This is a genomic window from Jiangella anatolica (assembly GCF_003236295.1).
Lineage (GTDB): Bacteria > Actinomycetota > Actinomycetes > Jiangellales > Jiangellaceae > Jiangella > Jiangella anatolica.
The window spans coordinates 40,000-65,095 of the sequence record NZ_POTW01000003.1 but is presented as its reverse complement, the minus strand read 5'-3'; the positions used below and the strand labels follow the sequence as shown (position 1 = coordinate 65,095).

Annotated in this window: 18 protein-coding genes and 1 pseudogene; 9 read left to right on the top strand and 10 right to left on the bottom strand. The window is 70.6% G+C overall.

Annotated elements, in window-relative coordinates:
* The first annotated feature begins 48 nt into the window (after window positions 1-48).
* From C1I92_RS01860 to C1I92_RS01850, 3 genes are all read left to right on the top strand, one after another.
* Complete coding sequence (locus C1I92_RS01860) at window positions 49-1,539, top strand: fibronectin type III domain-containing protein (protein ID WP_111252954.1); 1,491 nt, start codon at window positions 49-51, stop codon at window positions 1,537-1,539.
* Between the two features lie 88 nt (window positions 1,540-1,627).
* On the top strand, window positions 1,628-2,368 hold the full coding sequence (locus tag C1I92_RS01855) for an SDR family NAD(P)-dependent oxidoreductase (protein ID WP_158563903.1): 741 nt from the start codon (window positions 1,628-1,630) through the stop codon (window positions 2,366-2,368).
* A 24-nt stretch (window positions 2,369-2,392) separates the two neighbouring features.
* On the top strand, window positions 2,393-3,553 hold the full coding sequence (locus C1I92_RS01850; protein ID WP_111252952.1) for a mandelate racemase/muconate lactonizing enzyme family protein: 1,161 nt from the start codon (window positions 2,393-2,395) through the stop codon (window positions 3,551-3,553).
* Between the two features lie 94 nt (window positions 3,554-3,647).
* Here the strand turns inward: C1I92_RS01850 and C1I92_RS01845 are convergent, their stop codons facing one another.
* From C1I92_RS01845 to C1I92_RS01830, 4 genes are all read right to left on the bottom strand, one after another.
* Entirely contained in the window at window positions 3,648-4,250 is a 603-nt protein-coding gene (locus C1I92_RS01845) for a TetR/AcrR family transcriptional regulator (RefSeq protein WP_111252951.1), read from the bottom strand.
* 83 nt (window positions 4,251-4,333) lie between these two features.
* The gene (locus C1I92_RS01840) at window positions 4,334-5,125 is read right to left on the bottom strand and encodes a strictosidine synthase (RefSeq protein WP_111252950.1); all 792 of its coding nucleotides are present in this window, start codon (window positions 5,123-5,125) and stop codon (window positions 4,334-4,336) included.
* Between the two features lie 32 nt (window positions 5,126-5,157).
* Window positions 5,158-6,024 (bottom strand): alpha/beta fold hydrolase, encoded by an 867-nt coding sequence (locus C1I92_RS01835; RefSeq protein ID WP_111252949.1) that lies wholly within the window; start codon window positions 6,022-6,024, stop codon window positions 5,158-5,160.
* 39 nt (window positions 6,025-6,063) lie between these two features.
* Window positions 6,064-7,059 (bottom strand): NADP-dependent oxidoreductase, encoded by a 996-nt coding sequence (locus C1I92_RS01830; protein ID WP_111253028.1) that lies wholly within the window; start codon window positions 7,057-7,059, stop codon window positions 6,064-6,066.
* 391 nt (window positions 7,060-7,450) lie between these two features.
* Between C1I92_RS01830 and C1I92_RS01825 the strand changes: the two genes are divergently transcribed.
* Window positions 7,451-8,125 (top strand): GAP family protein, encoded by a 675-nt coding sequence (locus C1I92_RS01825; protein WP_111252948.1) that lies wholly within the window; start codon window positions 7,451-7,453, stop codon window positions 8,123-8,125.
* A 54-nt stretch (window positions 8,126-8,179) separates the two neighbouring features.
* Here C1I92_RS01825 and C1I92_RS35525 read toward each other — a convergent pair whose 3' ends face one another.
* Together C1I92_RS35525 and C1I92_RS35520 are read right to left on the bottom strand one after the other, a co-directional pair.
* On the bottom strand, window positions 8,180-8,785 hold the full coding sequence (locus tag C1I92_RS35525; RefSeq protein ID WP_438940514.1) for a TetR/AcrR family transcriptional regulator: 606 nt from the start codon (window positions 8,783-8,785) through the stop codon (window positions 8,180-8,182).
* 54 nt (window positions 8,786-8,839) lie between these two features.
* Window positions 8,840-9,349, bottom strand: a pseudogene (locus C1I92_RS35520) (MEDS domain-containing protein); the annotation flags it as partial.
* A 105-nt stretch (window positions 9,350-9,454) separates the two neighbouring features.
* Between C1I92_RS35520 and C1I92_RS01815 the strand changes: the two are divergent.
* Window positions 9,455-12,223: a helix-turn-helix transcriptional regulator gene (locus C1I92_RS01815; protein ID WP_111252946.1), complete on the top strand. Its 2,769-nt coding sequence runs from the start codon at window positions 9,455-9,457 to the stop codon at window positions 12,221-12,223.
* Between the two features lie 68 nt (window positions 12,224-12,291).
* Here the strand turns inward: C1I92_RS01815 and C1I92_RS01810 are convergent, their stop codons facing one another.
* Window positions 12,292-13,029: an alpha/beta fold hydrolase gene (locus tag C1I92_RS01810; RefSeq protein WP_111252945.1), complete on the bottom strand. Its 738-nt coding sequence runs from the start codon at window positions 13,027-13,029 to the stop codon at window positions 12,292-12,294.
* 30 nt (window positions 13,030-13,059) lie between these two features.
* Window positions 13,060-14,007 carry an alpha/beta hydrolase gene (locus tag C1I92_RS01805; RefSeq protein WP_111252944.1) on the bottom strand — a complete coding sequence of 316 codons (948 nt, stop codon included), beginning with the start codon at window positions 14,005-14,007 and terminating at the stop codon, window positions 13,060-13,062.
* 221 nt (window positions 14,008-14,228) lie between these two features.
* Here C1I92_RS01805 and C1I92_RS01800 point away from each other — a divergent pair, with 221 nt between their 5' ends.
* Together C1I92_RS01800 and C1I92_RS01795 are read left to right on the top strand one after the other, a co-directional pair.
* Entirely contained in the window at window positions 14,229-17,021 is a 2,793-nt protein-coding gene (locus tag C1I92_RS01800; protein ID WP_111252943.1) for an ATP-binding protein, read from the top strand.
* Window positions 17,022-17,152: 131 nt separating this feature from the next.
* Window positions 17,153-17,902, top strand: a complete 750-nt coding sequence (locus C1I92_RS01795; protein WP_111252942.1) for a sigma-70 family RNA polymerase sigma factor — start codon at window positions 17,153-17,155, stop codon at window positions 17,900-17,902.
* Here the strand turns inward: C1I92_RS01795 and C1I92_RS01790 are convergent, their stop codons facing one another.
* Together C1I92_RS01790 and C1I92_RS01785 are read right to left on the bottom strand one after the other, a co-directional pair.
* A complete protein-coding gene (locus C1I92_RS01790) occupies window positions 17,903-18,829 on the bottom strand; it encodes an alpha/beta fold hydrolase (protein ID WP_111252941.1) in 927 nt (308 codons plus the stop codon).
* A gap of 350 nt (window positions 18,830-19,179) precedes the next feature.
* The gene (locus C1I92_RS01785; RefSeq protein WP_267896697.1) at window positions 19,180-20,391 is read right to left on the bottom strand and encodes an MFS transporter; all 1,212 of its coding nucleotides are present in this window, start codon (window positions 20,389-20,391) and stop codon (window positions 19,180-19,182) included.
* An 860-nt stretch (window positions 20,392-21,251) separates the two neighbouring features.
* On the opposite strand from C1I92_RS01785, the gene C1I92_RS01780 reads away from it, so the two are divergent.
* Together C1I92_RS01780 and C1I92_RS01775 are read left to right on the top strand one after the other, a co-directional pair.
* Window positions 21,252-23,927, top strand: coding sequence for a polysaccharide lyase family 8 super-sandwich domain-containing protein (locus C1I92_RS01780; protein ID WP_111252939.1), 2,676 nt, complete (start codon window positions 21,252-21,254; stop codon window positions 23,925-23,927).
* Window positions 23,928-23,991: 64 nt separating this feature from the next.
* The gene (locus tag C1I92_RS01775) at window positions 23,992-25,080 is read left to right on the top strand and encodes a LacI family DNA-binding transcriptional regulator (RefSeq protein WP_158563898.1); all 1,089 of its coding nucleotides are present in this window, start codon (window positions 23,992-23,994) and stop codon (window positions 25,078-25,080) included.
* The last annotated feature ends 16 nt before the right edge of the window (window positions 25,081-25,096 follow it).

Below are 25,096 nucleotides of genomic sequence, written 5' to 3'. Positions count from 1 at the left end.
GTGCCCGTCAGCACGTGCATTCGACGCCGCCACTGTCGAGGAGGACACATGAAGCGTCGCACTGCTTGGCCGATCGTTCTGCTCCTACTCCTGGTCGGGTCGCTGCTCGTCGCGCAGCCGGCCGCCGCAGCCGACACCACACCACCGTCCGCGCCGTCCTGGGTGAGCGTCAAGGATGTGACCAACACCAGCATCCGCGTCTACTGGGGAGGCGCGACCGACGCGTCGGGCATCCAGACCTACAAGGTCTACCGCGACGGGGTCCACGTCCAGGACGTGGCCGGCAACGTCACGCACGCCTGGACCGACACCGGGCTGACGCCGGGGACCGTCTACTACTACGAGGTGCGTGCCGTCGACCCGTCCGGCAACGTCGGCCCGGCGAACGACGAACTGGCCGCCACTCTCGGCACACCAGCCGAGACGCCGCCGCCTGATCCGAACGGCCCGATCCGCGGCTACATGACGCACATCCCGCACCTCACCGGCGCGGCCATCGACGACGTCGCCGACCTCGCCGCCGACAGCGGGGCCAACACCATCCGCGACGAGGCCTGGTGGGGCCGGATCGAGGCGACCGAGGGCGTCTTCGACTGGACGCTCCCGGACAGCGTCGTGCGGGCCGCCGCCGAACGCGGGCTGCGCGTCCTGCTCATGGCGGACACCGCGCCCACTTGGGCGTCCGGCGCCACCGAGGGCGATCCCGGCTGGTTCTCCACACCGCCCATCGACCCGGCCGACTACGGCAACTTCGCCGGCGAGCTCGCCGAGCGCTACGGGACCGGCGGCGCGTTCTGGGCCGCGAACCCCGATCTCACGTTCACGCCGCTCGCCGGCATCGAGATCTGGAACGAGCAGAACGGCGAGGCCTTCTGGGGTGGGAACACGGTCGACCCGGCGCACTACACCGCCATGCTGCAGTCGGCGTATACCGCGATCAAGGCCGCCGACCCGTCGATCACCGTGGTCGTCGGTGGGCTGGCGTCGGGCGCCGGCAGTGCATACAACGACGCCGACTGCGACGGCACTGCCGACGGCGGCTATCTCACCGGCCACGGGCTCAACCCGGTGGACTATCTCGAGGAGATGTACGCGGCGGGAGCGCAGGGCTACTTCGACGCCGTCGGCTGGCATCCGTACGTGTTCGACTTCGACGGCGAGAAGACGATGCCGCAGCTGCTCGACTACGACCCGTGCTCGACCTGGTCGCAGCTGGCCGAGACACCGGTCTCCGCCCGCTCGCTGATGGTGGCGAACGGCGACAGCGCCAAGAAGGTCTGGATCACCGAGGCCGGCATCCCGACGTGCGTGCTCTTCGCCGTGTACCCGTGCGTGTACCAGTCCGACCAGGCGCTGTTGCTGCACTCCGAGTTCGCGAAGTGGAAGACCTACACCTGGGGCGGAGGCTTCATCGTCTACGACATGCACGACGACTGCACCTCGCCGCTGAACGTCCAGTGCAACTTCGGCGTCGCGACGACGAGCAATACCCCGAAGCTGGCCTACGACTTCCTCAGAGTCGACTGGCTCGGCGAGTGACCGCCACGCTCGTCTGACCGAGCCCGTCATGAGGCCCGCTCCGGACTCGACACGAGCCCGGAGCGGGCCTTCACCGCTGGACGAGGAGTTGATCGACATCGGCGAGTTGGACGACGCTCGTGCCCTCGTCACCGGCGCGGCCGGACGCATCGGGCGGGCCATCGCCGTCGCGCTCGCCGAGGCGGGCGCCCACGTCCTGGCCAGCGACGTCGACGCGGCCGGCCTGGCGGCAACGGCGGGCCGGCTCGGGGATCCGCACCGGACCCGGGTCGCCGACCTCACCAGCGAGGATGAGATCACCGCCCTCGTGACGGCGGCCGCCGGTCACCTGGGCGGGCTGACCCACGTGGTGAACTGCGCGGCCACCACCGAGCCCGGCGGGACCATCCTCGAGTCGAGCACCGCCACCCTGGACCGCGCGCTCGCCGTCAACACCCGCGCGCCCTACCTGGTCACCCGTGCGGCCCTCCCTCACCTGCTCGAGGGAGGCCACGGCGTATTCGTGAACATCGCCTCGATCCACGGCTTGGTGGCCGGCGCCGGCTTCGCCCCTTACGCCGTCAGCAAGATCGGGCTGATCCAGCTCACGCGGCAGGTCGCGGTGGAGTACGGGCGGTACGGCATCCGCTGCAACGCCGTCTGCCCGGGTGCGACGAGATCGCAAGGCGAGCCGGCCGACGAGGCGGACCTGCAGCCGTTCCGTGCCGTCGTCGGGCGCATCGCCGACTCCGGCGAGATCGCCGATGCGGTGGTGTACCTCGCCGGACCCCGGGCGTCCTTCGTCAACGGCGCGATCCTGCCCGTCGACGGCGGCTACACGGCTCACTAGACGGGCTACGAAACGGAGTCAGGCATGAAGATCGTCGATGTCGGCATCCACGTCGTCGCACCCATGGACACGGTGGAGCCGGTGTCCGGCGCCCGCCTCGGCTGGGTGTTCGTCGAGGTCCACACCGACGAGGGCGTCACCGGCGTCGGCGAGTGCTCGAACTGGCCGATGCACGGCGACCTCCTGATCGCGAGGACGCTGGAGATCGTCCGGCGGGACCTGATCGGGCGCGACCCGGCCCACATCGAGCGGATCTGGCAGGAGCTGTTCCATCGCCAGACCTATCTGGGCAACCGCGGCCTGATCACGACGGTCATCAGCGGCATCGACCAGGCGCTGTGGGACATCCGCGGCAAGGTGCTCGACCGCCCGCTCTACGACCTTCTCGGCGGCCCGGTCTGGGACGACCTCCTGCTCTACACGCATCCGTGGGGCACGACCCCCGAGGAGATCGTGGCCACGACCAGGCAGGTCGTCGCCGACGGCTACACCGCGATCAAGCACGACCCGTTCGCGGAGATGTGGCGCCGGTTCCTGGACTACCGGGGCGGGCAGATCTCCCGTCGCGGGATCCGCGACGGCGCTGCGCTCACCGCGGCCATGCGCGAGGCCGTGGGCCCGGACGTCGAACTGCTCATCGACCTGCACGGCAACTTCAACGTCGCGACGGCGATTCAGTGCATCCGGGCGCTCGAGCCCTACGACATCGGCTGGTTCGAGGAACCCGTCCCACCCGAGGGCCTCGACGCGCTCCGGCAGATCCGCCGCCAGGTCGACGTGCCGCTGTGCGTCGGCGAGCGCCTGTTCACCCGGTGGGACGTGCTGCCCGTCCTCCAGGACGGTCTGGTCAACTACGTGATGCCTGACGTCTGCTGGACCGGCGGCGTCTCCGAGCTCAAGAAGATCGCCACACTCGCCGAGACATTCCTGGTCCCCATCAGCCCGCACGGAGCACAGGGACCGGTCCAGATCGTGGCCGGTGCGCACGTCATGGCGACCGTGCCGAACTTCTATCGCCTGGAGATCAACAGCGGCTGGCTCGAGTCGTTCAATGCCGCCATCACGCCCGCGCTGGAGATCCGGGACGGCCGCCTGCACCTGCCCGCCCGGCCGGGCCTCGGCATCGAGCTGAACCACGACTTCATCGCCGACCACCCCGACCCCGACTGGGTGAGGACCCCCTGACCGCTCTGCGCCGAGCTGAACGTCGCGCGGTCGACGTTCTACGACTGGAGGGCTCCCGGCAAGAGCCGGCGCGGGGAGCCCCACCGGGGTGGCGTCATTCCGGGAGGAGTGCGCGGACCTGGTCTCGGATCTCTTGAACGATGGTGTCGACCGGGTGGGCGATGTTGATCGTCGCCGCCATGCTGATGAACATGATCGCGGAGACGATGTGCGCGAGCGTCGCGGCATTCCCGGAGCTGGTGCGCCCGTCGCGCTGTAGCACGGCGGCGATCGCCTCCTCGGTCTGCACGGTCAGGCCGAGGGCGTCGCGGTGGTGGGGCTCGGCGGGGTCGCCGAAGACGATCTCGCGCAGATAGGTCCGCCCGTTGTCGATCTGCTTGCGGTTGCACTCCACGATGGGCCGGACGATCGCCATGACCGCGTCGAGCGGGCCGGTGATGCTCTCGGCCGCCCGTTTTCCTTGCTCGAGCGCGTCGGCGTAGGTGGAGTTCTGAACGAGCAGCAGGAGCTCGCCCTTGGTCTTGGCATAGAGGAACAGCGTGCCCGCCCCGATGTCGGCCTTGTCGGCGATCTCCTGGGTGGTGACGTCGTCGACGCCGCGCTGGGCGAAGAGCTCGTCAGCGGCCGCCACGATCCGTTCGAGCTTGGCCTGCTTGTTCCGCTCGCGCCGTCCGACCGGCTGGGACGAGAGTGCCATGGATGCAGTCCTTCGTCGCTGAGTGGGCTCGATTCCGCCGACGCTCATTCTTCCAGGGCGGCCGGGGCGTGGTGGCGACGTCGTCATCGCTGGTGGTGCTGGAGCGCCTTGCCCTCCTTCACGAAGGTCAGCGCGTCGCTCACCTCGTAGGCGTGGACGGCGGAGGCCGACGGAGCCAGTGCGGCGGACAGCCTCTCGAGCTCAGGGCTCGTGAGGAAGGCCGCTCGCGCCGCCGGATCCGCGAAGCCCAGGAGCAGCGCCGCGTGGAACCGCTGGTCTGGCGGGTTGTCGTGTGCGACGTTCGGGGTGTCCCAGAGTTTCTCGTTCCAGGGCATGAAGACCTGCGTGCGCAGTTCCCTCAGGTCGCCCGTGTCGGCGAGCGTTCTGGCGAGCTCGTCGACGTGCCTGCGAAAGTCGCGGGTGCGTACGCCGTTCCGTCGTCGGAGGTAGACCAGGACGCGGGCGCCGACGCGCTCGCCAGGTCGGGCGACGTCGTACCAGCGCGCCGAGTTCGGCGGCCCGGCGTAGAGCAGGGTGCGCCGGAACACGTTCACCTCGTCCTTGTAGGCGAGCCTGGTCTGCTTGCGGCCCCGCAACGGCGCGAGCACCGGGGCGAACGTGACCTCGGCGACCCCGTCGATCCTGCGGTCCGCGGGAATGGCCGTCTCGACGCCGTCGGTGGCCGGCCACAGTCCGGGACCGGTTGCCTCGAGGTGGAGCTGCCGGTACTCGTCGAAGCCCGGGGTCGCCGAGATGATCTTCGAGTGCGGGCCCTTCCAGTAGTCCATTCCCTGCTGGCGAGGCCGATCGGTGCGCATCCACAGCAGAATCGACGACGCGAAGGGCTTCTTCGTGTAGGGACGGGTGACAGCCATGACGTGCCCTCCTGATGTCCGTGCGCTGCTGGTCAGCGGGCGAGGAATTCGACGGCTCCAGGTACGAACTCTTCGTGGAACTGGAAGATGCCACCGTGGCCGGAGTCGGGGTGGATGATCAGCTCGGAGCCCTTGATACGGCGGTGCAAGTCGTCGGAGAGCACCGAGGGCACCATGCGGTCGTTGTCGCCGTTGGCGATCAGGGTGGGCTGGGTGATCGTCGACAGGTCGGCGGGTGCCGAGCGTCCGAACTTCTTGATCGCCTTCAGCTGCGTCTGGAACGCCCTGACGCTGATGTCCGCGTCGCGGCCGGCGGTGCGCTCCTCGAGCCGGTTGACGAACGCGCGGGCGGCGGGCTTGCCGGTGGCGTTGCGGTTGAAGAACAGGAACTCCTTCGGGTCCGACCGGGTCAGGGTCGCCCGCAGGATGTCCCAGTAGGTGACTCGGGCGACCTTGTCGATGTCCTTGCCGCCCCTCGGCCCGGTGCCGGTCAGGACGAGCTTGCGGACGAGCTCGGGGTGCTTGACCACGAGGTCCTGGGCGATGAAGCCACCGAGGGAGAAGGAGAAGACGTCGATCTTGTCGAAGCCGAGCGCCGTGATGAAGGTGTAGGCGTCGTCGGCCATCGCCTCGACGCTGCCGGGAACACGTCCGGTGGACGCCCCGACGCCGCGGTTGTCGAAGGTGATGACGTGGCGATTCCTCGCGATGGGATCGACGATGCGCGGGTCCCAGTTGTCCAGCGTCGCGGCGAGGTGCACGAAGAAGACCACGGGGATGCCGCCCTTCGGCCCCAGCTCGCGGTAGGCGTAGGTGACGCCGCCGGCCGTGATGGTGCGAGTCGGGGCCTTCGCGTAGGACGTGGTGAGGGGTTGGCTCGAGGTGTCGTTGGTGCTCATGAGGCTCTCCTGTTGATCGATTCGTCACTGACGGCGTTGTCAGGCCCGGGTGATGACGGCCTTGCCGCGGATGCCGCCCTTGCCCAGCGACTGCACCGCCTGTGCGGTCTGGTCGAAGTCGAAGACCCGCCCGACGACGGGACGCAGGACGCCGCGGTCGACGAGGGCACTGATCTGACGGAGCTGGTCGCCGCTGGCGCGCATGAAGAGGAACTCGTACGTCACACCGAGCTTCTTCGCCTGCCGGCGGATCTTGCGGCTGAGCACCGCGATCGCGAGGCGCAGGACCGGGTTCAGCCCGGCCTCTCTGGCGAACGCGGGGTCGGGCGGTTCGGCGATGCCGATCGCCTTGCCGCCGGGGCGCAGCACCCGCAGGGACTTCTCCAGGTTCTTCCCGCCGAGGCTGTCCAGCACCAGGTCGTAGCCGTCCAGGAGCTGTTCGAAGTCCTGGCCGCGGTAGTCGATGACGACGTCCGCTCCGAGCTCACGGGCGAAGTCCGCGTCGCGGGCGCTGACCGTGGTGGCGACGGTGGCGCCCAGGTGCTTGGCGAGCTGGATCGCGATCGTCCCCACGCCGCCCGCCCCGGCGTGGATCAGGACCCGCTGGCCCGGCCGCACGTGGCCCTTCTCCACGAGCGCCTGCCAGGCGGTCAGGGCCACCAGCGGCAACGAGCCCGCCTCCTCGACGCTGATCGTCGCCGGCTTGAGAGCCAGGTCGGCCTCGGCCACCGCGATGCGCTCGGCGAAGGTTCCGATGCGGTCCTTGTCGGGCCGGGCATACACCTGGTCACCGAGCGTGAACCCCCGCACTCCCGAGCCGACGCCGATCACCGTTCCGGCGACGTCGTTGCCCATGACCTGCGGCAGCCGGTACCGGAGGAACGACTTGAACGCTCCGGACCGGATCTTCTCGTCGAGCACGTTGAGCCCGGCGGCCTGCACCTGCACGAGCACGTCGTGCTCTCCGACCACTGGCTCGGGGACCTCGGCCTCCCGCAGCGGCTCCTTGTACCGATCGACGACGAACGCTCTCATGGCGTACCGCTCCCTGCTCGCGATGTTGGATGAGATGGGCACCCACCGGTCACGCGCGAGACCGTCGACGATGCGGGGATCCCAGCTGTCCAGGTTCGCCCCCAGCTGCGTCACCAGGACCAGTGGAACACCGCTCTGTGGGCCGAGCTCCCGGTAGGCGAACTCCGCCCCGGCCGCCGCGGTCATCCGCGTCGACGCATCCCGATCACCCCGTGCCGCGCTCCCCTGTGCCATGCCTTCCCCTGAAGCCTCGTGAAGAAATCTGAGCTTCCTCAATTATGAGGGCAATCAGAATCAGCTGTCAAGTGCGGGTAGGGTGTGCCCACGCCGCTCAGGCGTTGATGGGTCCCGGACCGTTCCTCCGAACCGGCATCGCGAGAAGGAGCGAGACATGTGGACGGCGATCGGTGAGACCCTTCCTCTGGCCGCCGGCCTCGCACTCAGCCCGGTAGCGGTCATCACCGGGATCGTCCTGCTGCTGGGTCGCAGCGGCCGGGCCAAGACGGCGGTCTTCGGCCTCGGCTGGCTCCTCGCCGTCCTCGCCATCGCCGCGGCCGCCCTGTGGCTGGTCGAGGCGGCTGCTGACGATGCGGCCGAGCAGACCGCCGACGGGGTCGACCTCGTCCAGTTGCTGTTCGCCGCACTGTTCCTGATCCTGGCGGTGCTGGCCTGGCGCAAACGCGCCCAGCAGGACGAGCCGGCGCGGAAGAACGGGCTCGTGCGACGGCTCGACACCATCGGCGTCGGTGGAGCCTTCGGCCTCGGCCTCGCACAGGGGTTCCTTGTGATCAAGAACCTCCCGCTGGCACTCGGCGCGGGGGCACGCCTGGGCGAGGCCGCCCTCACAGGCGCCGACGCCGTCGTCGGGCTGGTCGTCTTCGCGGTGGTGTCGACGGCCGGCGTCCTGGTCCCGCTTGCGGTCGCCCTCGTCGGCGGACCACGACTCGACCCGTCCTTGGCGAGGGCCCGCGACTGGCTCGAAGCCAACATGTCGCCGATCACCATCTGCGTCCTGGGCATCCTCGGCGGCTACTTCCTCGGCCAAGGGCTGGGCATCCTCGACTGACGAACGGCCGGCGCGCCCGGCGTCTGACGCCTTGATCTGATCGGCGGCCGTGGGCTAGGTACGGACTGGCCGGTGCTGTTCGATCAACCGCAGCGACAACTGTTGAGCGCGGCGGGCCGCGGCGACGTCACCTTCGGCCGCTGAGATGATCGATCCCACCATCAGGATGTGCCAGGAGCGGGCGAAGCTCTCCACCTCCGCGAGACCGGCCTCGGTGGCCCACCGGCGCACGATGTCGCGGACCTCGTCCAGGTGGCCGATGCTGGCCTGACCCAGCGGATGATCCGCGCCCATCTCCAGCAGGAGGTTGATGAACGCACAACCTTCGAAGTCGTCGCGGGCGAACCACTCGTCGAACACGTCGAAGATCGCGAGCAGCCGCTCGGCCGGGGTGTCTCCGCGCCGCCGCGCACCGGCCTCGACCAGATCGCGGGTCCACAGTTGCTCGCTTCGGGCCAGGTAGGCCAGCACGAGGGCGTCCTTGGACGGGAAGTGCCGGTAGAACGTCGCCTTGGCCACCGCAGACGAAGCGATCAACTCGTTCACGCCGACCCTGCGGATACCGCGCCGGGAGAACAACGCGTGTGCGGTCGCCAGGATCCGTTCACGGGCGCCCACCCCACCAACCACGACTGTCGCGGACTCCTCGCCAGATGTGATCGCGGGCTTCGTCGGCAGGACAGCGGTGTGCAGCCCGCACACCTGGGCGAACGCGTCGAGGTCCGCACCGGCGACCGATGTCGTCGGGTAGGCGCAGAACAAGGCGAACGGAAGCTGACGGCCCAGCTCGTTCCAGAGCGACTCGAGCTCCAGCGCCGCGTTGACGTGCCCCGCGTCCCAGAGCAGCGCCACCATCTCACCGAAGACCCGAACCGACCGGCCGCTCCCGAGAGCCCGCCGGATCAGCCCTCCGATCACCGACGCGAAACCGCCTGGATCCGGCCAGTCGTCGACCAGGAACCGGCGCATCGTCTGCTCCGCGTCCAGGAACCGGAACGTGCCGCCCCGCAGCGCCGCCGCCACGTCGACCCCGGTGTCGGCGAGCCGCGCCTGCATGGCGCGCCGGTGTGCCGGTGTCGCCACGACGATGGCCACGTCGCCCGCTTCGACCGCCCCGAGGAGATACCCCACAACTCGCTCGACCAGCTCGCTGTCGTGACCGTAGAACTGAACGACGTGGCCAGTCGTCGGCAAGCCTCGATCGGCTGCACTGCTCGTGGCCATCGTGGTGTCCACCATACGAGCCGCTCGGCGCGGTGTACAGATCTGTCTGTCTTGTGCCAGCTCCGGTAGCGTTTCGTGCCAGTAGAAGCCGTCCCGGGAGCCCGCTTGAACGCCACGCCGTCGCCGAACCTGGTCGGTCGGCAACGCGAGTGCGCGGAGCTGGACGACCTGCTCTCCAGGCTGCGTTCAGGCGGCTCGGTCGTCTGCGCCATTCGAGGCGAGGCGGGCATAGGAAAGTCGGTGCTGCTGGACTACCTCGCGGAGCGCGCATCAGGGACGACCATCTCGCGGGTGCAGGGCATAGAAGCCGACATGGAACTGGCGTGGGCGAGCCTGCATCAGCTGTGCGGCCCCTTCCTCGGAGAGATCGACCGTCTGCCCGGCCCACAGCTCGACGCCTTGCGTGTGGCGTTCGGGATGGCCTCCGGTGACCCGCCCGGACGTTTCCTCGTGGGGCTGGCGGTGCTCACGCTGCTCACTCGCGCCTCGGAGACCCGTCCGGTTCTGGTGCTGATCGACGATGCTCAGTGGCTCGACCGGGTCTCGCTGCAGACCCTGGAATTCGTGGCCCGCCGGCTGCTGGCCGAGTCGGTCGCATTCGTGTTCGCGGTCCGCGACCCCGAAGGCGCGGCCCTACTCGGCGGCCTGCCGGCCCTGCGACTCGAGGGACTGGACCGAAGGCCGGCGGGGGCGCTGCTCGAGTCCGTCGTCGAGGGTCGTCTGGAACCCCGGGTCCGGGACAGGCTCGTGGCCGAGACCCGGGGGAACCCGCTGGCGCTCCTGGAACTCACACGGGGCCGCAGAGCCGTCGAGTTGGCCTACGGTCCTGACGCGTCCGGCTCGGGCTCGGTGTCGAGCCGGGTCGAGGACGACTTCGCGCGCCGGCTCCGGTCCCTGCCGGAGCACACGCGTACGCTGCTGCTCATCGCGGCCGCGGAGCCGGCGGGTGACGCACAGCTGCTGGTCCGCGCTGCGGAGAGACTCGGTGTGACACCCGACCCGGTCCCCGCGGCGGCCGCCGGACTCATCCAGCTCGCGGAGCCGTTCCAGTTCCGCCACCCCCTCGCACGGTCCGCGGTCTACCGCGAGGCCGGCCTCGCGCAGCGTCGCGCCGTGCACCGAGCGCTGGCGGAGGCCACAGACCCTGACCATGAGCCGGACCGCCGGGCTTGGCACGCCGCCCACGCGGCCAGTGCCCCTGACGAGGAGGTCGCTGCCGCGCTGGAGGCGGCGGCCGGCCGGGCTCGGCAGCGCGGCGGTGTGGTCGCCGAGGGCACTCTGCTGCAGCGAGCCGCCGAGCTCACGCCCGACCAGGCCGACCGCGGCCGCCGGGCACTGGCGGCTGCCGAGGCCTACTACTCCGCAGCCGTGCCCGAGCGTGCCACCGAGCTCGCCACGATCGCCGACCTGTGTCCTCTGAGCCCACTCGACCAGGCCCGCCTCGACCGCCTGCGAGCCCAGATCCTGTTCGCCCTGAGCCGCAGCGACGAGGCCGCCCCGCTCCTGCTGGACGCTGCCGGCCAGTTCGAAGCGCAGGGCTCGCCACTCGCACGCGAGACCTATCTCGAGGCGATCAGCGCCACGGTCTTCGCCGGCCGTGTCCAAGGTCCGTACGGCGCCCTCGCCGCGGCGACCGCGGCCCTGGCCGCCACCGCTCCACCGTCCACGTCCGCCGCTTCGGACCTCCTGCTCGACGGCGTGGCAACGCTTCTGACCGGCGACCGCGCGCGGGGCGTCCCCATGCTGCGTGAGGCCCTGACCGCGCTGGTCGACGAGGAACTCGTCAGTCGCGACGCGATCATGCGATGGTTGTTCCAGGCGTCCATTGCGCAGGAGACGTTCGCTCACCAGCTCTGGGACTTTCATGCCTGGGAGGTGGTGTCGGCGCGAGCCGTGCGGTTGTCGCGCGAGATCGGGGCCTTGAGCACGCTCCCGCTCGCCCTGATGTTCGCCGCTGGTGTCGACTTCCACCGCGGTGACGTCGCCAAGGCCGTGGGACGGGTCGAGGAGGGGTTCGCGATCAGCGCGGCGACGGGGCACGCCCCCCTCACCTATGCCTCGCTGGTCGTGACCGCCTGGCAGGGGGACGAGGCAGCGACGCTCGCGGTCCTCGAGCAGGCGCGGCGAAGCGCCACCGAGCATGGCGAGGTCTCGCTCCTCGGCGTCAGCGGCTACGTCAAGGGAGTGCTCTACAACGGGCTCGGCCGCTTCGATCTCGCACTTGCCGGAGCGCGTGAAGGCGTCGACCACGACGGCTTCAACTTCACCGGGTGGTCGTTGACGGAGCACGTCGAGGCCGCGGTCCGATGTGGCGAAACCCGGCAGGCGGCGGAGTCGCTGCGCCGGCTGACCGAGCGGACCGACGACACCGGCACCGCCTGGGCCCGCGGGATCCAGGCACGCTGCGAGGCGCTCCTGGCCGACGGCGCGGCCGCGGACGCCCTCTATCGGCGAGCGCTCGCACTCCTCGACAGCGAGGGCATCGCCGTGCAAGTAGCTCGTACGCATCTGCTCTACGGCGAGTGGCTACGACGGACCGATCAGCTGGCGGCGGCACGTGACCAGCTCCGGACTGCGCATCGGATGTTCGAGGAGATGCACCTGGCGGCGTTCGGGGAGCGCGCCCGACGAGAGCTGGCGGCGACCGGCGAGCGCGCGCGCAGCCGCCGCCCGGCGGCAACGGCGCGCCTGACCACTCAGGAGGCCCAGATCGCCGCCCTCGCCGCAAGCGGCTTGACGAACCCTCAGATCGGCGCCGAACTGTTCCTCAGCCCGCACACCGTCGAATGGCACCTGCGCAAGGTCTACGCGAAGCTCGGCATCAGCTCGCGCCGCACACTCCCCGATGCGCTGGCGGCTGCCGAGGCGACGTAGCCGGCCGTTCGACCGGCCGCGGGTGGAGCGGATCGCGTGTCGCGCTGCCACCCGCGGCTCGGAAGGGGTCAGGCGGCGTCGGCGCTCGCGCAGGCGGCGTGCGCCTCGAGGATGATCTCGGCGACCTCCTCGGGATGAGACACACTGACGGCGTGCGAGGCGCCGGCGATCTCGCGCACGCCGCGCGCTCCTGCCCGGCCGGCCTCCTCGCGCAGCTCCGCGGCGGGGATGTTGCGGTCGTCCTGCGCGATCACGAACCAGCTGGGCAGGGTCTTCCACCCGGGCAGGTCGGTCGGCAGACCTTCGGTGAGCGCCTGCTCGGTGACCGGGCGCTGGGTCTGCGCCATCAGCCTGGCAACCGACTCCGGGACATCGGCGCAGAACTGCCCATGGAAGAGCTCGGGACGGATGGTGAACTCGTTGCCGCCGGTGGTGATCGGATAGGCGACGAGGGCGTCGCCCAACGTGCTGCCGGGGTGTCGCGACGACAGCTCGAAGGCGCTTTCCCCCTCGTCGGGAGCGAACGCCGAGACGTAGACGAGCCCGACGACGGCAGGGTTCCTCGCGCCGGCCGCACCGGTGATGACGATGCCGCCGTACGAGTGCCCGACCAACAGGACGGGCCGGCCCAGCCCGGCGATCACGTCACGCAGGTAGGTGGCGTCGTGGCGCACACCCCGAAGCGGGTTGGCGACGGCGACAGCGTCGACGCCGTTGGCGTCCAGCTGCTCGATCACGCCGTACCAGCTCGAGGACTCGGCGAAGGCGCCGTGCACGAGGACGACGAGTGGGGACTGCTCAGACATGATTTCTCCTGATTCGCTGTAGCGGCGGGGTCAGGCCGCGAAGGCCTTGCGGAGGACGTGGACCGCCTGCTCGACGGCACCCGTACTGGCGGCGGACGAACGGAGCGGGTTGAGCATCATGAAGTCGTGGATCGTCGCGTTGTAGCGGACCGTCGTGGTGCGCACGCCGGCCTCGATGAGCCGGCGGGCGTACGCCTCGCCCTCGTCGCGGAGTACGTCGTTCTCATCGACGACCACGAACGCCTCGGGCAGGCCTGCGAGGTCCTCGAGGGTGGCTCGCAGCGGCGAGGCGGTGATCTCGCTGCGCCGGGACTCCTCGGGCAGGTACGCGTCCCAGAACCAGGCCATCGACTTGGCGAGCAGGAACGGGCCGTCGGCGAACTCGGTGTAGCTGTCGGTGTCCTGCGCGGCGTCCGTGACCGGGTAGTAGAGCGACTGGTGGCAGAACGTCGCGTCGCCGCGTTGCTTGGCCATGATCGCCACTGCCGCCGCCATGTTGCCGCCGACCGAGTCACCGGCGACGGCGATCCGGGAGGCGTCGATGCCCTCTCCGGCGCCGTGCGCAGTGATCCACTGCGCGGTGGCATAGGCCTGCTCGATCGCGACCGGGTACCGCGCCTCTGGGGAGCGGTCGTACTCGACGAACACGACCGCGGCGTCCACGCCGGTGGCCAGGTCCCGGACCAGCCGGTCGTGGGTGTGTGCGTTGCCCAGCACCCAGCCGCCGCCGTGGACGTAGAGGATCGCGGGCAGCGGTCCTGTGCTCCCGACCGGCTTGACGATGCGGACCCGGACGTCGCCGACTTCGGCGGGAACGACGATCCACTTCTCGTCGATGTCGGCCATGTCGACCGGTTGGGACTGCACGTCGTCGAGCACCTTGCGGGCCTGCTCCGGCGTCATCTCATAGAAGTACGGCGGGTTGGCGGTCGCCTCGGTGATCTGCTGGGCCTCAGGCTCCAGGTAGTGCCTGTTCATGAGATCTCCTTCCGATGGTGGACGGGTCGCCGTCAGCAGATCTGTCAGACGGCGGCGGGCGTGATGTGCGGACGAGGAGTTCGACCGGGCCACCGGCCCCGGTGTGACAAGCCGCCTGCGACGCCTGAGGCCGGGCGCGCGTACCGATCTGTGGCAGGACCGATATACCTTTGTCGGGGAGCGCAGCCGCACCGGCGTGTCCAGCACCTGTCAGGAGCACGATGAGCGCGACCCCGCTGCCGAACCTGTTCGGCCGGCACCACGAGCGCGCGGTGCTGGACGAGGTTCTCGCCGGCCTGCGTAGGGGCGAGTCCGCGGTGCGTGTCATCCGGGGCGAGGCGGGCATCGGAAAGTCCGCACTGCTCGACTACGTCGCGGCACGGGCGTCCGGCGTCACCGTCACCCGGGCGCAGGGCATCGAGGCCGACATGGAGCTCGCCTGGGCGAGCCTGCACCAGCTCTGTGCTCCTTTCCTGGGCGCGATCGAGGCTCTGCCCGAACCGCAACGCGACGCCCTTCAGGTCGCGTTCGGCATGGCGGCGGGTGACCCGCCTGACCGTTTCCTGGTCGGGCTGGCGGTTCTCACTCTGCTCACTCGCGCTTCGGAGACCCGGCCGGTCCTGGCCGTCGTCGACGACGCCCACTGGCTCGACCGGGTCTCGCTGCAGACCTTGGAGTTCGTGGCCCGACGGCTGCTGGCCGAGGCCGTCGCCCTGGTGTTCACCGTCCGCGACCATGAGGGCGAGGGAGTACTCGTCGGGCTGCCCGAGCTGCGGATCGGCGGTCTGGACAAACCAGCGGCCGGCGAACTGCTCGAGGCCTCGGTCGAGGGCCGCATGGAACCACGTGTCCGAGACCGCCTGGTCGCCGAGACCCGCGGCAACCCGCTCGCGCTGGTCGAGCTCTCGCGTGGCCGAACCGCCGCGGAGCTGGCCTATGGTCTCGACGCCGCGGACCCGGAGTCGGTGTCGACCCGCGTGGAGGAGGACTATGCGCGACGTCTGACGTCATTGCCGGAGCACACGCGGACGCTGTTGCTCGTCGCCGCCGCGGAACCGGTGGGCGATGCGCGGTTGCTGCTGCGGGCCGCCGACCTGCTCGGCATCACGGCGGATGCCGCTCCGGCGAAGGCCGCTGGTCTCATCGAGTTCGGGGAGTCGGTCCGGTTCCGCCACCCGCTGGCGCGCTCGGCGGTCTACCGCGAGGCCGACGCCGAGCAGCGCCGCAGAGTGCATCGGGCCCTGGCCGAGGCCACCGACCCCCTGGTGGAACCGGACCGCCGGGCGTGGCACGCCGCTCAGGCATCGGACGGCCCGGACGAGGTCGTCGCCGCGGCGCTCGAGGAGGCTGCGGACCGGGCCCGTCAGCGCGGCGGCATGTCCGCCGAGGCCGTACTGCTCGAACGCGCCGCAGCGCTCACCCCGGATCCCTGGCAACGCGGTCGGCGTGCCCTCGCCGCCGCTGAGGCGCACCTCTCGGCCGCCGCGCCGGAGCACGCCACCGAACTGGCCGCGCTCGCCGACCTGTGCCCACTCTCGCCGCTGGACCGGGCCCGCCTCGCGCGGCTGCGGGGGCGCATGCTCTTCAGCCGCAGCCGGGGCGACGATGCGGCGCCGCTGCTGCTCGATGCCGCGGCCCGGTTCGCCGCGGAGGGCTCGTCCCTGGCGCGCGAGACCTACCTCGAGGCGATCAGCGCCACCGTCTTCGCCGGCCGCGTGCACGGTCCACACGGTGCGCGGGCGGTGGCGATCGCGGCCCGTACGTCCGGCTCGCCGCCGTCGGGCTCCCAGGCTTCGGACCTGCTCCTCGACGGGGTCTCCACGCTGCTCGCCGAGGGCCACCACCTCGGGGTCCCGGCGCTGGTCCGTGCGTTCGAGCCCTTCGCCCACGAGGCGCTCGAGAGCCGAGACGCGTCGATGCGCTGGCTGCTGTCCGTGCCAGTGGCGCTGGAGTCCTTCATCCACCACCGCTGGGACCTCCCGGCCTGGGACGCGCTGTCCTCTCGCGCTGTGCGGCTCGCCCGTGACATCGGTGCGCTCAGCGTGCTGCCGTCGGCCCTGATCTACCACGGCGGCGTGCAGATCCACTACGGCGACTTCGCTGCCGCTACCCGAATGATCGAAGAGGCCGACGCGATCGCCCTGGCCACCGGCCAAGCTCCACACCGCTATGCCACGCTGGTCCTCGCGGCCTGGCGGGGCGACGAGGAGGCCGCTGACCGTGCGTTCGAGGAGGCCCGGATCAGGGCCGCTGAGCACGGTGAGGTCTCGCTGCTCGGCGTCAAGGGGTATGTGCAGGGCGTCCTCTACAACGGCCTGGCCCGATACGAGGAAGCGCTCGCCGCAGCACGAACCGGTATCGAGCACGACGGGTACAACTTCACGGGCCTGTCGCTCGTCGAGCACGTCGAGGCGGCTTTTCACTGCGGCGAGCTCGCACAGGCGCGGGAGTCGCTCGACCGGCTCATCGAGCTGACCCGGGCCGCGGACACCGGCTGGGCCCGCGGCATCAGGGCTCGTAGCCAGGCTCTGCTCACCGACGACATCGACGAGGCCGACCGCCTCTATCGGGCCGCGATCGACGAGCTCAGCCTCGACCGTGTCACCGTCGAGGTCGCTCGCACGCATCTCATCTACGGCGAGTGGCTCCGTCGCATCCGACGTCGGGCAGACGCCCGTCATCAGCTGCGTGTCGCCCACCGGATGTTCGACTCGATGCGCTCGATCGCCTTCACCGAGCGCGCCAGGCGCGAGCTGCTCGCGACCGGTGAGCGCGTGTCCACGCGCGATGCCGAACCTGTCGCCAGGCTCACGCCGCAGGAGGCGCAGATCGCCACGCTTGCCGCCGGCGGGATGACCAACCCCAGGATCGGCGCCGAACTCTTCCTGAGTCCGCACACCGTGGAATGGCACCTGCGCAAGGTCTACACGAAGCTGGACATCACCTCGCGCCGCGACCTGCCCGCCGCGCTCGCGACTTCGGGCGTCGGCACCGGTACGACGACCTCTGCCTGAGGTCCGTGGTCGTTCCCACGGACACCCCACGCACCGACCACGCGCGCCTCGTGGTCCGCCCGGACGCCACGCGGGCAGAGGGTTGGTCTCGTCGCAGCCGAGGGATGCCGTTGCCGAAGAGGAGACCACTGATGACCGCGCCAGGACTGGAGACCGCCACACCAGCCGACCCACCGGTCCGGTCGGGGACCGGCCAGGCGAACGAGACCGCCGGCGCAGGGCTCGACACCGCGCTCGAGGTCTTCCTCGCGGAGCGCACCCAGCTCTTCCGGATCGCCCATCGCGTCACCGGCGACGTCGCGAGCGCCGAGGACGTGGTTCAGGAGGCGTGGCTCCGCTGGCAGCGCACCGACCGCGGCCTCATCAAGAACCCTGCGGCATTCCTGACCACGACCACGACCCATCTCGCGATCAATGTCATCCAGTCGGCTCGCCACCGGCACGAGGCCCCCACCGAGTCACCCCTCGCCAGGCTGGCGGACCCCTCCAACGACCCGGCGCTCGAAGCCGAGCGGAAGGCCGTCCTCGAGAAGATACTCGAGCTCCTGATGGCGCGGCTGAGCTCCGGGAAGCTCGCCGCGTACGTGCTGCGCAGAGGTTTCGACTATCCGTACGGTGAGATCGCACGCCTGCTGCGCACCAGCAGCGCCAACGCGCGACAGCTGGTACGAAGGGCCCAGCAGCGCATCGAAGGTGACCACGAGCGGCCGGTCGACGCCACCGACCACCGTCGCCTCGTGACGGCTTTCGAGGCGGCAACTCGCACCGGAGACCTCGCATCACTCGAGGCGCTGCTCATGCGCGCCGCGCAGCCGTCGACGCGGACACACGATCGGGCACCCATGCGACTCACCCACCGCCCCGCGCCAGGGGTCCCGTGACTACGACGCGTCCAGCACCTGGTCACGACCGGTCGCCAGCCGGGTCACGTCGAGGACCGCTTGGACGAACGCATCCGGCGCCTCCTGCGGCAGGTTGTGCCCCGCCTCCGGAACCCGCCGGTGCAGGCGAGGACCCGTGAACCGGCCGACGTCGGGAAGGCCTTCGGCCGCCGGGAAGTTGCCGTCGGCCAGTCCGGCCAGGGTCACGCTCGGTACTGAGATCGTCGGCATCCGCGCGAGTTCACGTTCGAGCGCCTCGTACTCCGGCGCCCCGGGAGCCTGCCCGAGTCGGTGCCGGTAGGAGTGCAGGACGACGTCGACGTAGTCGTCGTTGTCGAACGCGGCCGCCACCCGGTCGAGCGTCGCCTGGTCGAAGTCCCATGCCGGCGAGTTGCGGCGCCAGATCACCTCGGCGATCTCGCGTCGGTTGGCCGTCAGACCGGCCCGTCCGCGCTCGGTGAGAAAGTAGTAGAAGTACCAGAAGCCGGCCTCGAGCTCGGGACTGATGGGTCGCGCCGAGGCGGTCACGTCCTGGATCAGGTAGCCGTTCACGCTCACCAGCCCGGTGACGCGCTCCGGCCGCAGTGCCGCGACCACACAGGCGGCACGGCCGCCCCAGTCATACCCGGCGAGCACGGCCTCGGGGAGCTCCAGCGCGTCGATCAGGCCGAGGACGTCCGCGCCCAGCGCCGCTTGCTGCCCGGAGCGCGGCGTCGAGTCCTCCAGGAAACGCGTCGGACCGTGGCCGCGGAGGTAGGGCACCACGACCCGGTAGCCCAGCGCCGCCAGCCGTGGCGCGACGTCGACGTAGCTGTGGATGTCGTAGGGGTAGCCGTGCAACAGCACGACGGCCGGGCCGGTGGCCGGGCCGGCCTCGACATATGCGATGTCGAGGACATCGGTGCGGACGTGCAGGATCGGGGTCATCGCGGTTCCTCTCGTATCACGTGCTAGGACGCAGTCGGTCGTAGGACCGACCCGATCGACGCCCGACTCGTGACGAACGGGCGTTCCCGAGGGGGCCGACCGAGCGCGATCCAACCGCCTGGCTGGAAGCCGCGAGCAAGGAGGCGCGGACCGCTCAGCGCCAGACGCCGGCGATGCCATCGTTGGTCCCCGCGCCACCCGCGCCGTTCGCCGACGTCCCGGGCGGCCTGGTCCCCGACCCGACCAGTTCCGGCCTCATCACCCGCCAGCTCCTGCACCTGAGGGCTGGCGTCCCTACGACGGCGGCGGCAGGCACGACCCCAACTCCCCCACCGGCGACCACCTGCACGTCAGTGTGTCGGGAGGGCGGCGTCCGCATCGTCGAGTTCCTCCGGGTTGGGCAAACGGGACAGGAAGCGGAACGACGCCAGCGTGACCAGCGTCGCCGCGCCCCCGGCGATCAGGAACGGGGCACGCAGGTCGATCCGGCCCAGCAGTCCGCCCAGCAACGCGCCGAGCGGCATGGTGCCCCACAGCAGCGTGCGCCAGGTGCCGTGGACCCGGCCCAGCAGTCGGCCCGGGATCGCGGCCTGGCGCAGCGACATGACCAGGATGTTCCACACCGTCGTGCCGCCGGCGGAGACCAGATAGCCGACCGCCACCACGCCGAGCACCGGAACCGCGCCCATCAGCACCAGCGCCGCCAGCGCCACGGTCTGCGCCACGGCCATCACCGGCCCGGCCCGGTACCGCTCCTTGAGCCGGTCGGCGATCGTGGCGGCGCCGAGTGAACCGATCGCGCCGGCCAGGATGAACCCGCCGTACCACGCCTCCGGCAGCCCGAGCCGGTTCAGCACGTAGAGCACCATCGTGGCCGTGGCGGCCGAGAACAGCAGGCCGATCACCACGCTGATCATCCACAGGTTCCGCAGCATCGGATCACCCATGAGGTAGCGGAACCCATCGCTGAACTGCCGGTACCAAGCCACGTGCGGTTCGCCGGTCGGGTTCGTGCGGTGGCTGCCCGCGGCCGCGACCGGGAGGAACACCGCCAGGACGCCGGCGATCGCGTACGTCAGGGCGTTGATCCCGAGCGGCACCACCACCGAGACCGCGAACAGCGCCGAGGTCAGCGGCCCGGACAGGAACTGCTGGACGACGATCTCCCCGGCCTCGACCCGCGAGTTCGCTCGAGGGAGGTCCGGCCTGGCGACGATCGAGGGCAGGACCGCCCGCAGCGCGCCGTCGTAGACCGTCTCGAACGCCCCGTAGACGAACACGACCAGGTAGAGCCACCAGATCGTCAGCGCGTCCGTCGCGAACAGCACCAGCAGGAGGACCGCCACAAGCGACCGCACCCCGTTCGCGAACGTCATGGCGCGTCGCCGGTCGATGCGATCCAGCAAGATGCCCGCCGGGATGGCGAAGATCAGCCACGGCAACAGCGCCACCGCCGCGATACCCGACACCAGCAGCGGATCATCGGTCAGCCGCACCGCCAGCAACGGGGCCGCGACCCTCGCGATGCCATCGCCCAAGCTCGAACTGGCATTCGCCGCCACGACGTTCCTCAATGCCCGCCCAAGCGGCTGCCGCGTTCGCACCACGCGAGCCTACGGGTGGACTGCGCCCGCCGGCGGCAGCGTTCTGCCGCCAGCAGATCCCAGGATCACCTCGCATCCGGCCCAGCCTCGCCAGCCTGCGCCTTGCGCCGTCGAATTCGTATGCCGCGCGGCCGCGAAACTTCGACACGTATTCGACAAGAACAGCCGTTGAGGGCCGCCCATAGCCGTCGACGGCCGGACGAACGAAAACAGCCCCTCACCTACGTTCTCGCAGGTGAGGGGCCGACATGGTAGCCCCGACGGGATTCGAACCCGCGCTACCGCCTTGGGAGAGCGGCGTGGCGGCCCCATGGTGGACCGCCCCTGACCTGCGAGAACACACAATCTGCGAAGGCGGCTTCGCGAACTTGGACACGTATTGGCCACGTGCCGACCGTGGACCGCCGGAAGCCACCGTCACGGTCGCTCGGCGACCGCCGCGACCTCACCACCGCGCAGACCAACCGGCTCCGGGCGCTGCTACTCGCCGGCGACGACCGTGATCGGCACGCCGCGCGCGCCTCGCTCACCGACACCACCTTGACCACGCTCGCGCGCAGACGCAGTCCAGTCCAGCCCAGTCGTGAGCACACGAGCCGCCAAGGCGAGATCCGGCGCCTGGCCCTGGTCCCGCGCGCCTCGTCGCTCGGAACTGGCTGCTGCCATGTCGGCAGCGTCACGGCGCGAGGGCGCCGACAGCGGTTGGGGTGACCGGTTCCGATCGCTTGTCTCCCGCCGGCACTCCGCCCGGTCCTAGTGTCGGCCCGATATCACGAGCGACACGTGGCAATCGGAGGACCCGACAAGGGAGTCAGGCCATGAGCGGATCGAACGGAATCAGCCGGCGGAACGTCCTGATCGGTGGTTTGGGGGCCACCGCCGCGGCGCTCGGCATCGACCTCGTACGCGGCCCGGCAGGCAGTGCCTGGGCCGCCCCGGCGATCACCGCGGACCCTGCCGCTTTCGCCGCGGCCCGAGAGCGGTGGCGGCGCTTCTACATTCCCGCGGACCTGGACGTGGACGATCCGTTGGTGGCGGCGCCCGCACAGCAGCTCGCGACGACTGCGCGCACCCATCTCGCCGGCATCGACCGCGCCGAACCGCGACTCGGCGTCTTCACCGACGCTCCATTCACCAGCCGTGCGACGTACCAGGACTCGCAACGGGTCTCCTACAGCACCAGGCGGCTGCGCGAGATGGCGCTGGCCTGGGCGGCCGGTGTGCTCGGCGCCGACGCGGACGCTGTGCTCGCCGCGATCCAGGAGGCACTGGACTTCCTCACGTCCGATGTCTGGTCCACCAGCGGCGTACGCTTCGGCGACTGGTACGACTGGGACATCGCCATCCCGCGGACCATCCACGACACGGTCGTGCTCACCTACGACGCCTTGACGCCGGGGACGGCCGCCGCCGTCGTCGCCGGGAGCAAGCACTTCACCCCGGCGATCCCGACCTCGGGCACGTTCGCCGCCGCCGGCAACCGGGTCTGGTTCTGCGACTGCTTCGTCGGGCGCGGCCTGCTCGGGGAGGACGAGGACGACGTCGTCGCCGGCCGGGACGGTCTGCTGCCGGTGCTCGCGTGGGCGGACCCCGACCCGCGGCCGCCCGGCCTGATCGACCCCCAGACGGAGAACGCCGCCTTCTTCAGCCACGACGGGTTCTACCCGGACGGCTCGTTCGTCCAGCACGGGCAGTTCCCGTACATCGGCCTCTACGGCACCTCCTACCTGGGCTCGATCCCCGCCATCACCGCGCGCACGGCGGGCACCGAGTGGCAGCCCGACACCGGCATCCTGTGGGAGTGGGTCTGGTCCGCGTACGAGCCGTGGCTGTTCCGCAGCCGGGTCCCGGACACCGTGCGGGGCCGCCAGGTGGACCGGCCGCTCGGTGGCCGGGAGACCGGCACCTCGTTCCTCGCCGGCTTCATCGACCTGCTGGCCAGTGCCGACGCCACGAACCGCGCCCGGCTGGCATCGCTGATCAAGGCGGAGCTGCCGTACCGTGGTCAGCCGGCGACCGCCGGGCTGACGCTGGCGCAGGCCTCGATCGCCTCGGCCATCCTCGCCGACCCGGGCATCGCGCCGCGTCCGCCGCTGACCGGCACCTGGGTGTACGGCGTGATGGACCGGGTGCTGCATCGGCGGGCGGACTGGATCGCGGTGCTGGCGATGCACTCCTGGCGGATGGCGAACGCGGAGAAGGGACTGGTCGAGAACAAGCGCGGGTGGTATCAGTCCGATGCCGCGGTCATGCTGTACACGTCGGACATCGTGCAGTACGACGACGCTTACTGGGCGACGATCGACTCCTACCGCATCCCCGGCGTCACGATCGACACGGTGGCCCGCGACCCCTACCCGGGTGGATGGGCGAACGAGTACCACAATCCCAGCTATTGGGCCGGCGGCGTCACCGCCGGGGATTGGGGCGCGGCGGCGATCGACCTCGCCGGCGAGCCGCCGTCCACGATGCACGGCCGCTTCTCCCGGTTCTTCTTCGAGCACGGCTATGTGCTGCTGGGCGCCGGCATCACCGTCGGCGCCGGACGAACCGCTGAGACGACTGTCGAGAACCGGCGGGTCACACAGGTGAGCAGCGGCACGCTGACCGTCGACGGCTCGGCGGCGGGCGCATCGGGCCACTTCGCAGCGGCGCGGTGGGCACACCTGGCGGGCACGGCGGGGTATCTCCTGCTCGAGCCGCACGATCTGACCGTCGTCAAGGAACAGCGGCGCGGGCGCCCCGTCGACATCAACACGGGCGCGACCTACGCCGGCGCCACGACCGAACGCCTGCACGACTACGTCACGCTGGTGCTGCCGCACGGCACGGCCTCGCCGCCCGCCGGCTATGCCTACGCCGTCCTACCCGGCGTCTCCGCCAGCGCTACCGCCGCGGCGTCCGCGGCGCCGCCTTACCACGTCGTCGTCCGGACGCCTGACATGCAGGCCGTGCGTGACGAGCCGAGCGGACGCACCGGCTTCGTGTTCTTCACACCCGGGTCGGCATCGCTGGTGTCGACGGACACCGGCGCCGCGGTCGCCGTCGAGGAAGGCGACGACGAGCTGACCGTCCACGTGAGCGACCCCACCCAGGAGTCGACGACCATCGTCATCCAGCTCGCGGCGGACGTCTCCGGCGCGATCGAACTCGACGACGGAGTGGAGCTCGACCTCACGGCCGACGGCGCCACGCTCACCGTGGACGTGGCCGGGTTGCCAGGCTCGACGAAAGCCGCTCGGCTGGCATGGACCCCTCCCACCCTGACCGACCTGGCAGGTGCCGTCGTCCGGGCGGCACGGGCCGGCGTCGCCTCACCGGATCAGGAACGCGAAGTCGTCAACTCGGTGGTGCGGGCCCGCCGTGGCGGCGGAGGCGCCGCCGCGCTGAGCGCCGTACGGGCTGTCCTGGACACCTGGGCCGAGCAGCGCCCGTCGGCCGAGGTCGATGCGGCGATCGATCTGGCGTCACGGCTCGTGGCGCGGATGGGATGAGCGGAAGCGATCGATTTGGATCGTTTGGTTCCGAATCGGTCGCCAGTCGGCCATACTCTGCGGCGTGATCAAGCCACAGCGCGAGGACGCCCTGCTCAAGGAGCTCCAGCTGCGCGGGTCGCTCGTCGTCACCGACCTCGCCGAGCGTCTCGGGGTGTCGGTCGTGACCCTGCGACGCGACCTCGCGGGGCTGGAGCGCCGCGGGCTGGTGCGCCGCGTGCACGGCGGCGCGACCGCCGTCGTGCGCCGCCCGGAACCGGGCGCCCGCAGGGTAGCTCGTCCAGGCGAGGTCCCCACCATCGGCATGGTGGCGCCCACGACCGGAAACTACTACGCCACGATCATCCGGTCGGCGAAGCGAGCGGCACAGGCGAACGGCGTGCGGCTGGTGCTCGGCGTCACGAACTACATCGCGCCCGACGAGCGACGCTTCGTGGCCGGCATGATCGCGGCCGGCGCCGACGGCCTGCTGGTCACGCCGTCGCGGGTCGACTTCTCCGGACCCACCCTGGATCTGCTGCTGGAGTCGCCGGTGCCGATCGTGCTGGTCGAGCGCTCGCTCGACCAGTACGTCGGTCCGGCCCGGCTGGAATCGGTGCGGTCCGACCACGAGTTCGGGGCGGAGTTGTGCGTGCACCATCTCGCCGACCAGGGCTACGACCGCATCGCCCTGCTCACCGCCGGAAACCCGACCTCGCCGCGGCTGGTCGCGGGGTACCGCAAGGCCGTCGCCGAGCTGGGGCTGGGCGACCACACGCCGCGCCGGGACCTGCCTGAGGAGGCGTGGGTGGCCGAGGAGCGCCGTGGCGAGATCCGCGCGCTGCTCGAGGAACTCGTCGCCGACGGCATCACCGCGGTCGTCGTGCAGCCCGACGCCCACGCGATGGCCCTGGTACAGGAGGCCAAGGAACTCGGCATCCGCATACCGGACGACCTGGCCATCGTCGCCTACGACGACCAGTTCTCCGAACTGTCCGAGATCCCTCTCACGGCGGTCTCGCCGCCGGCCGAGGCCCTCGGCCGCACCGCGATCGAGCTGTGCCTGGACCGGATGCGCCGGCCGGTAGGCGACGCGCCGGACGCCATGCAGCAGGTGCGGATCATGCCGACCCTGAACGTGCGGGCCTCTTCGGTGCGCCGATCGGCCGGATGACCGTTTCGGATCGGTT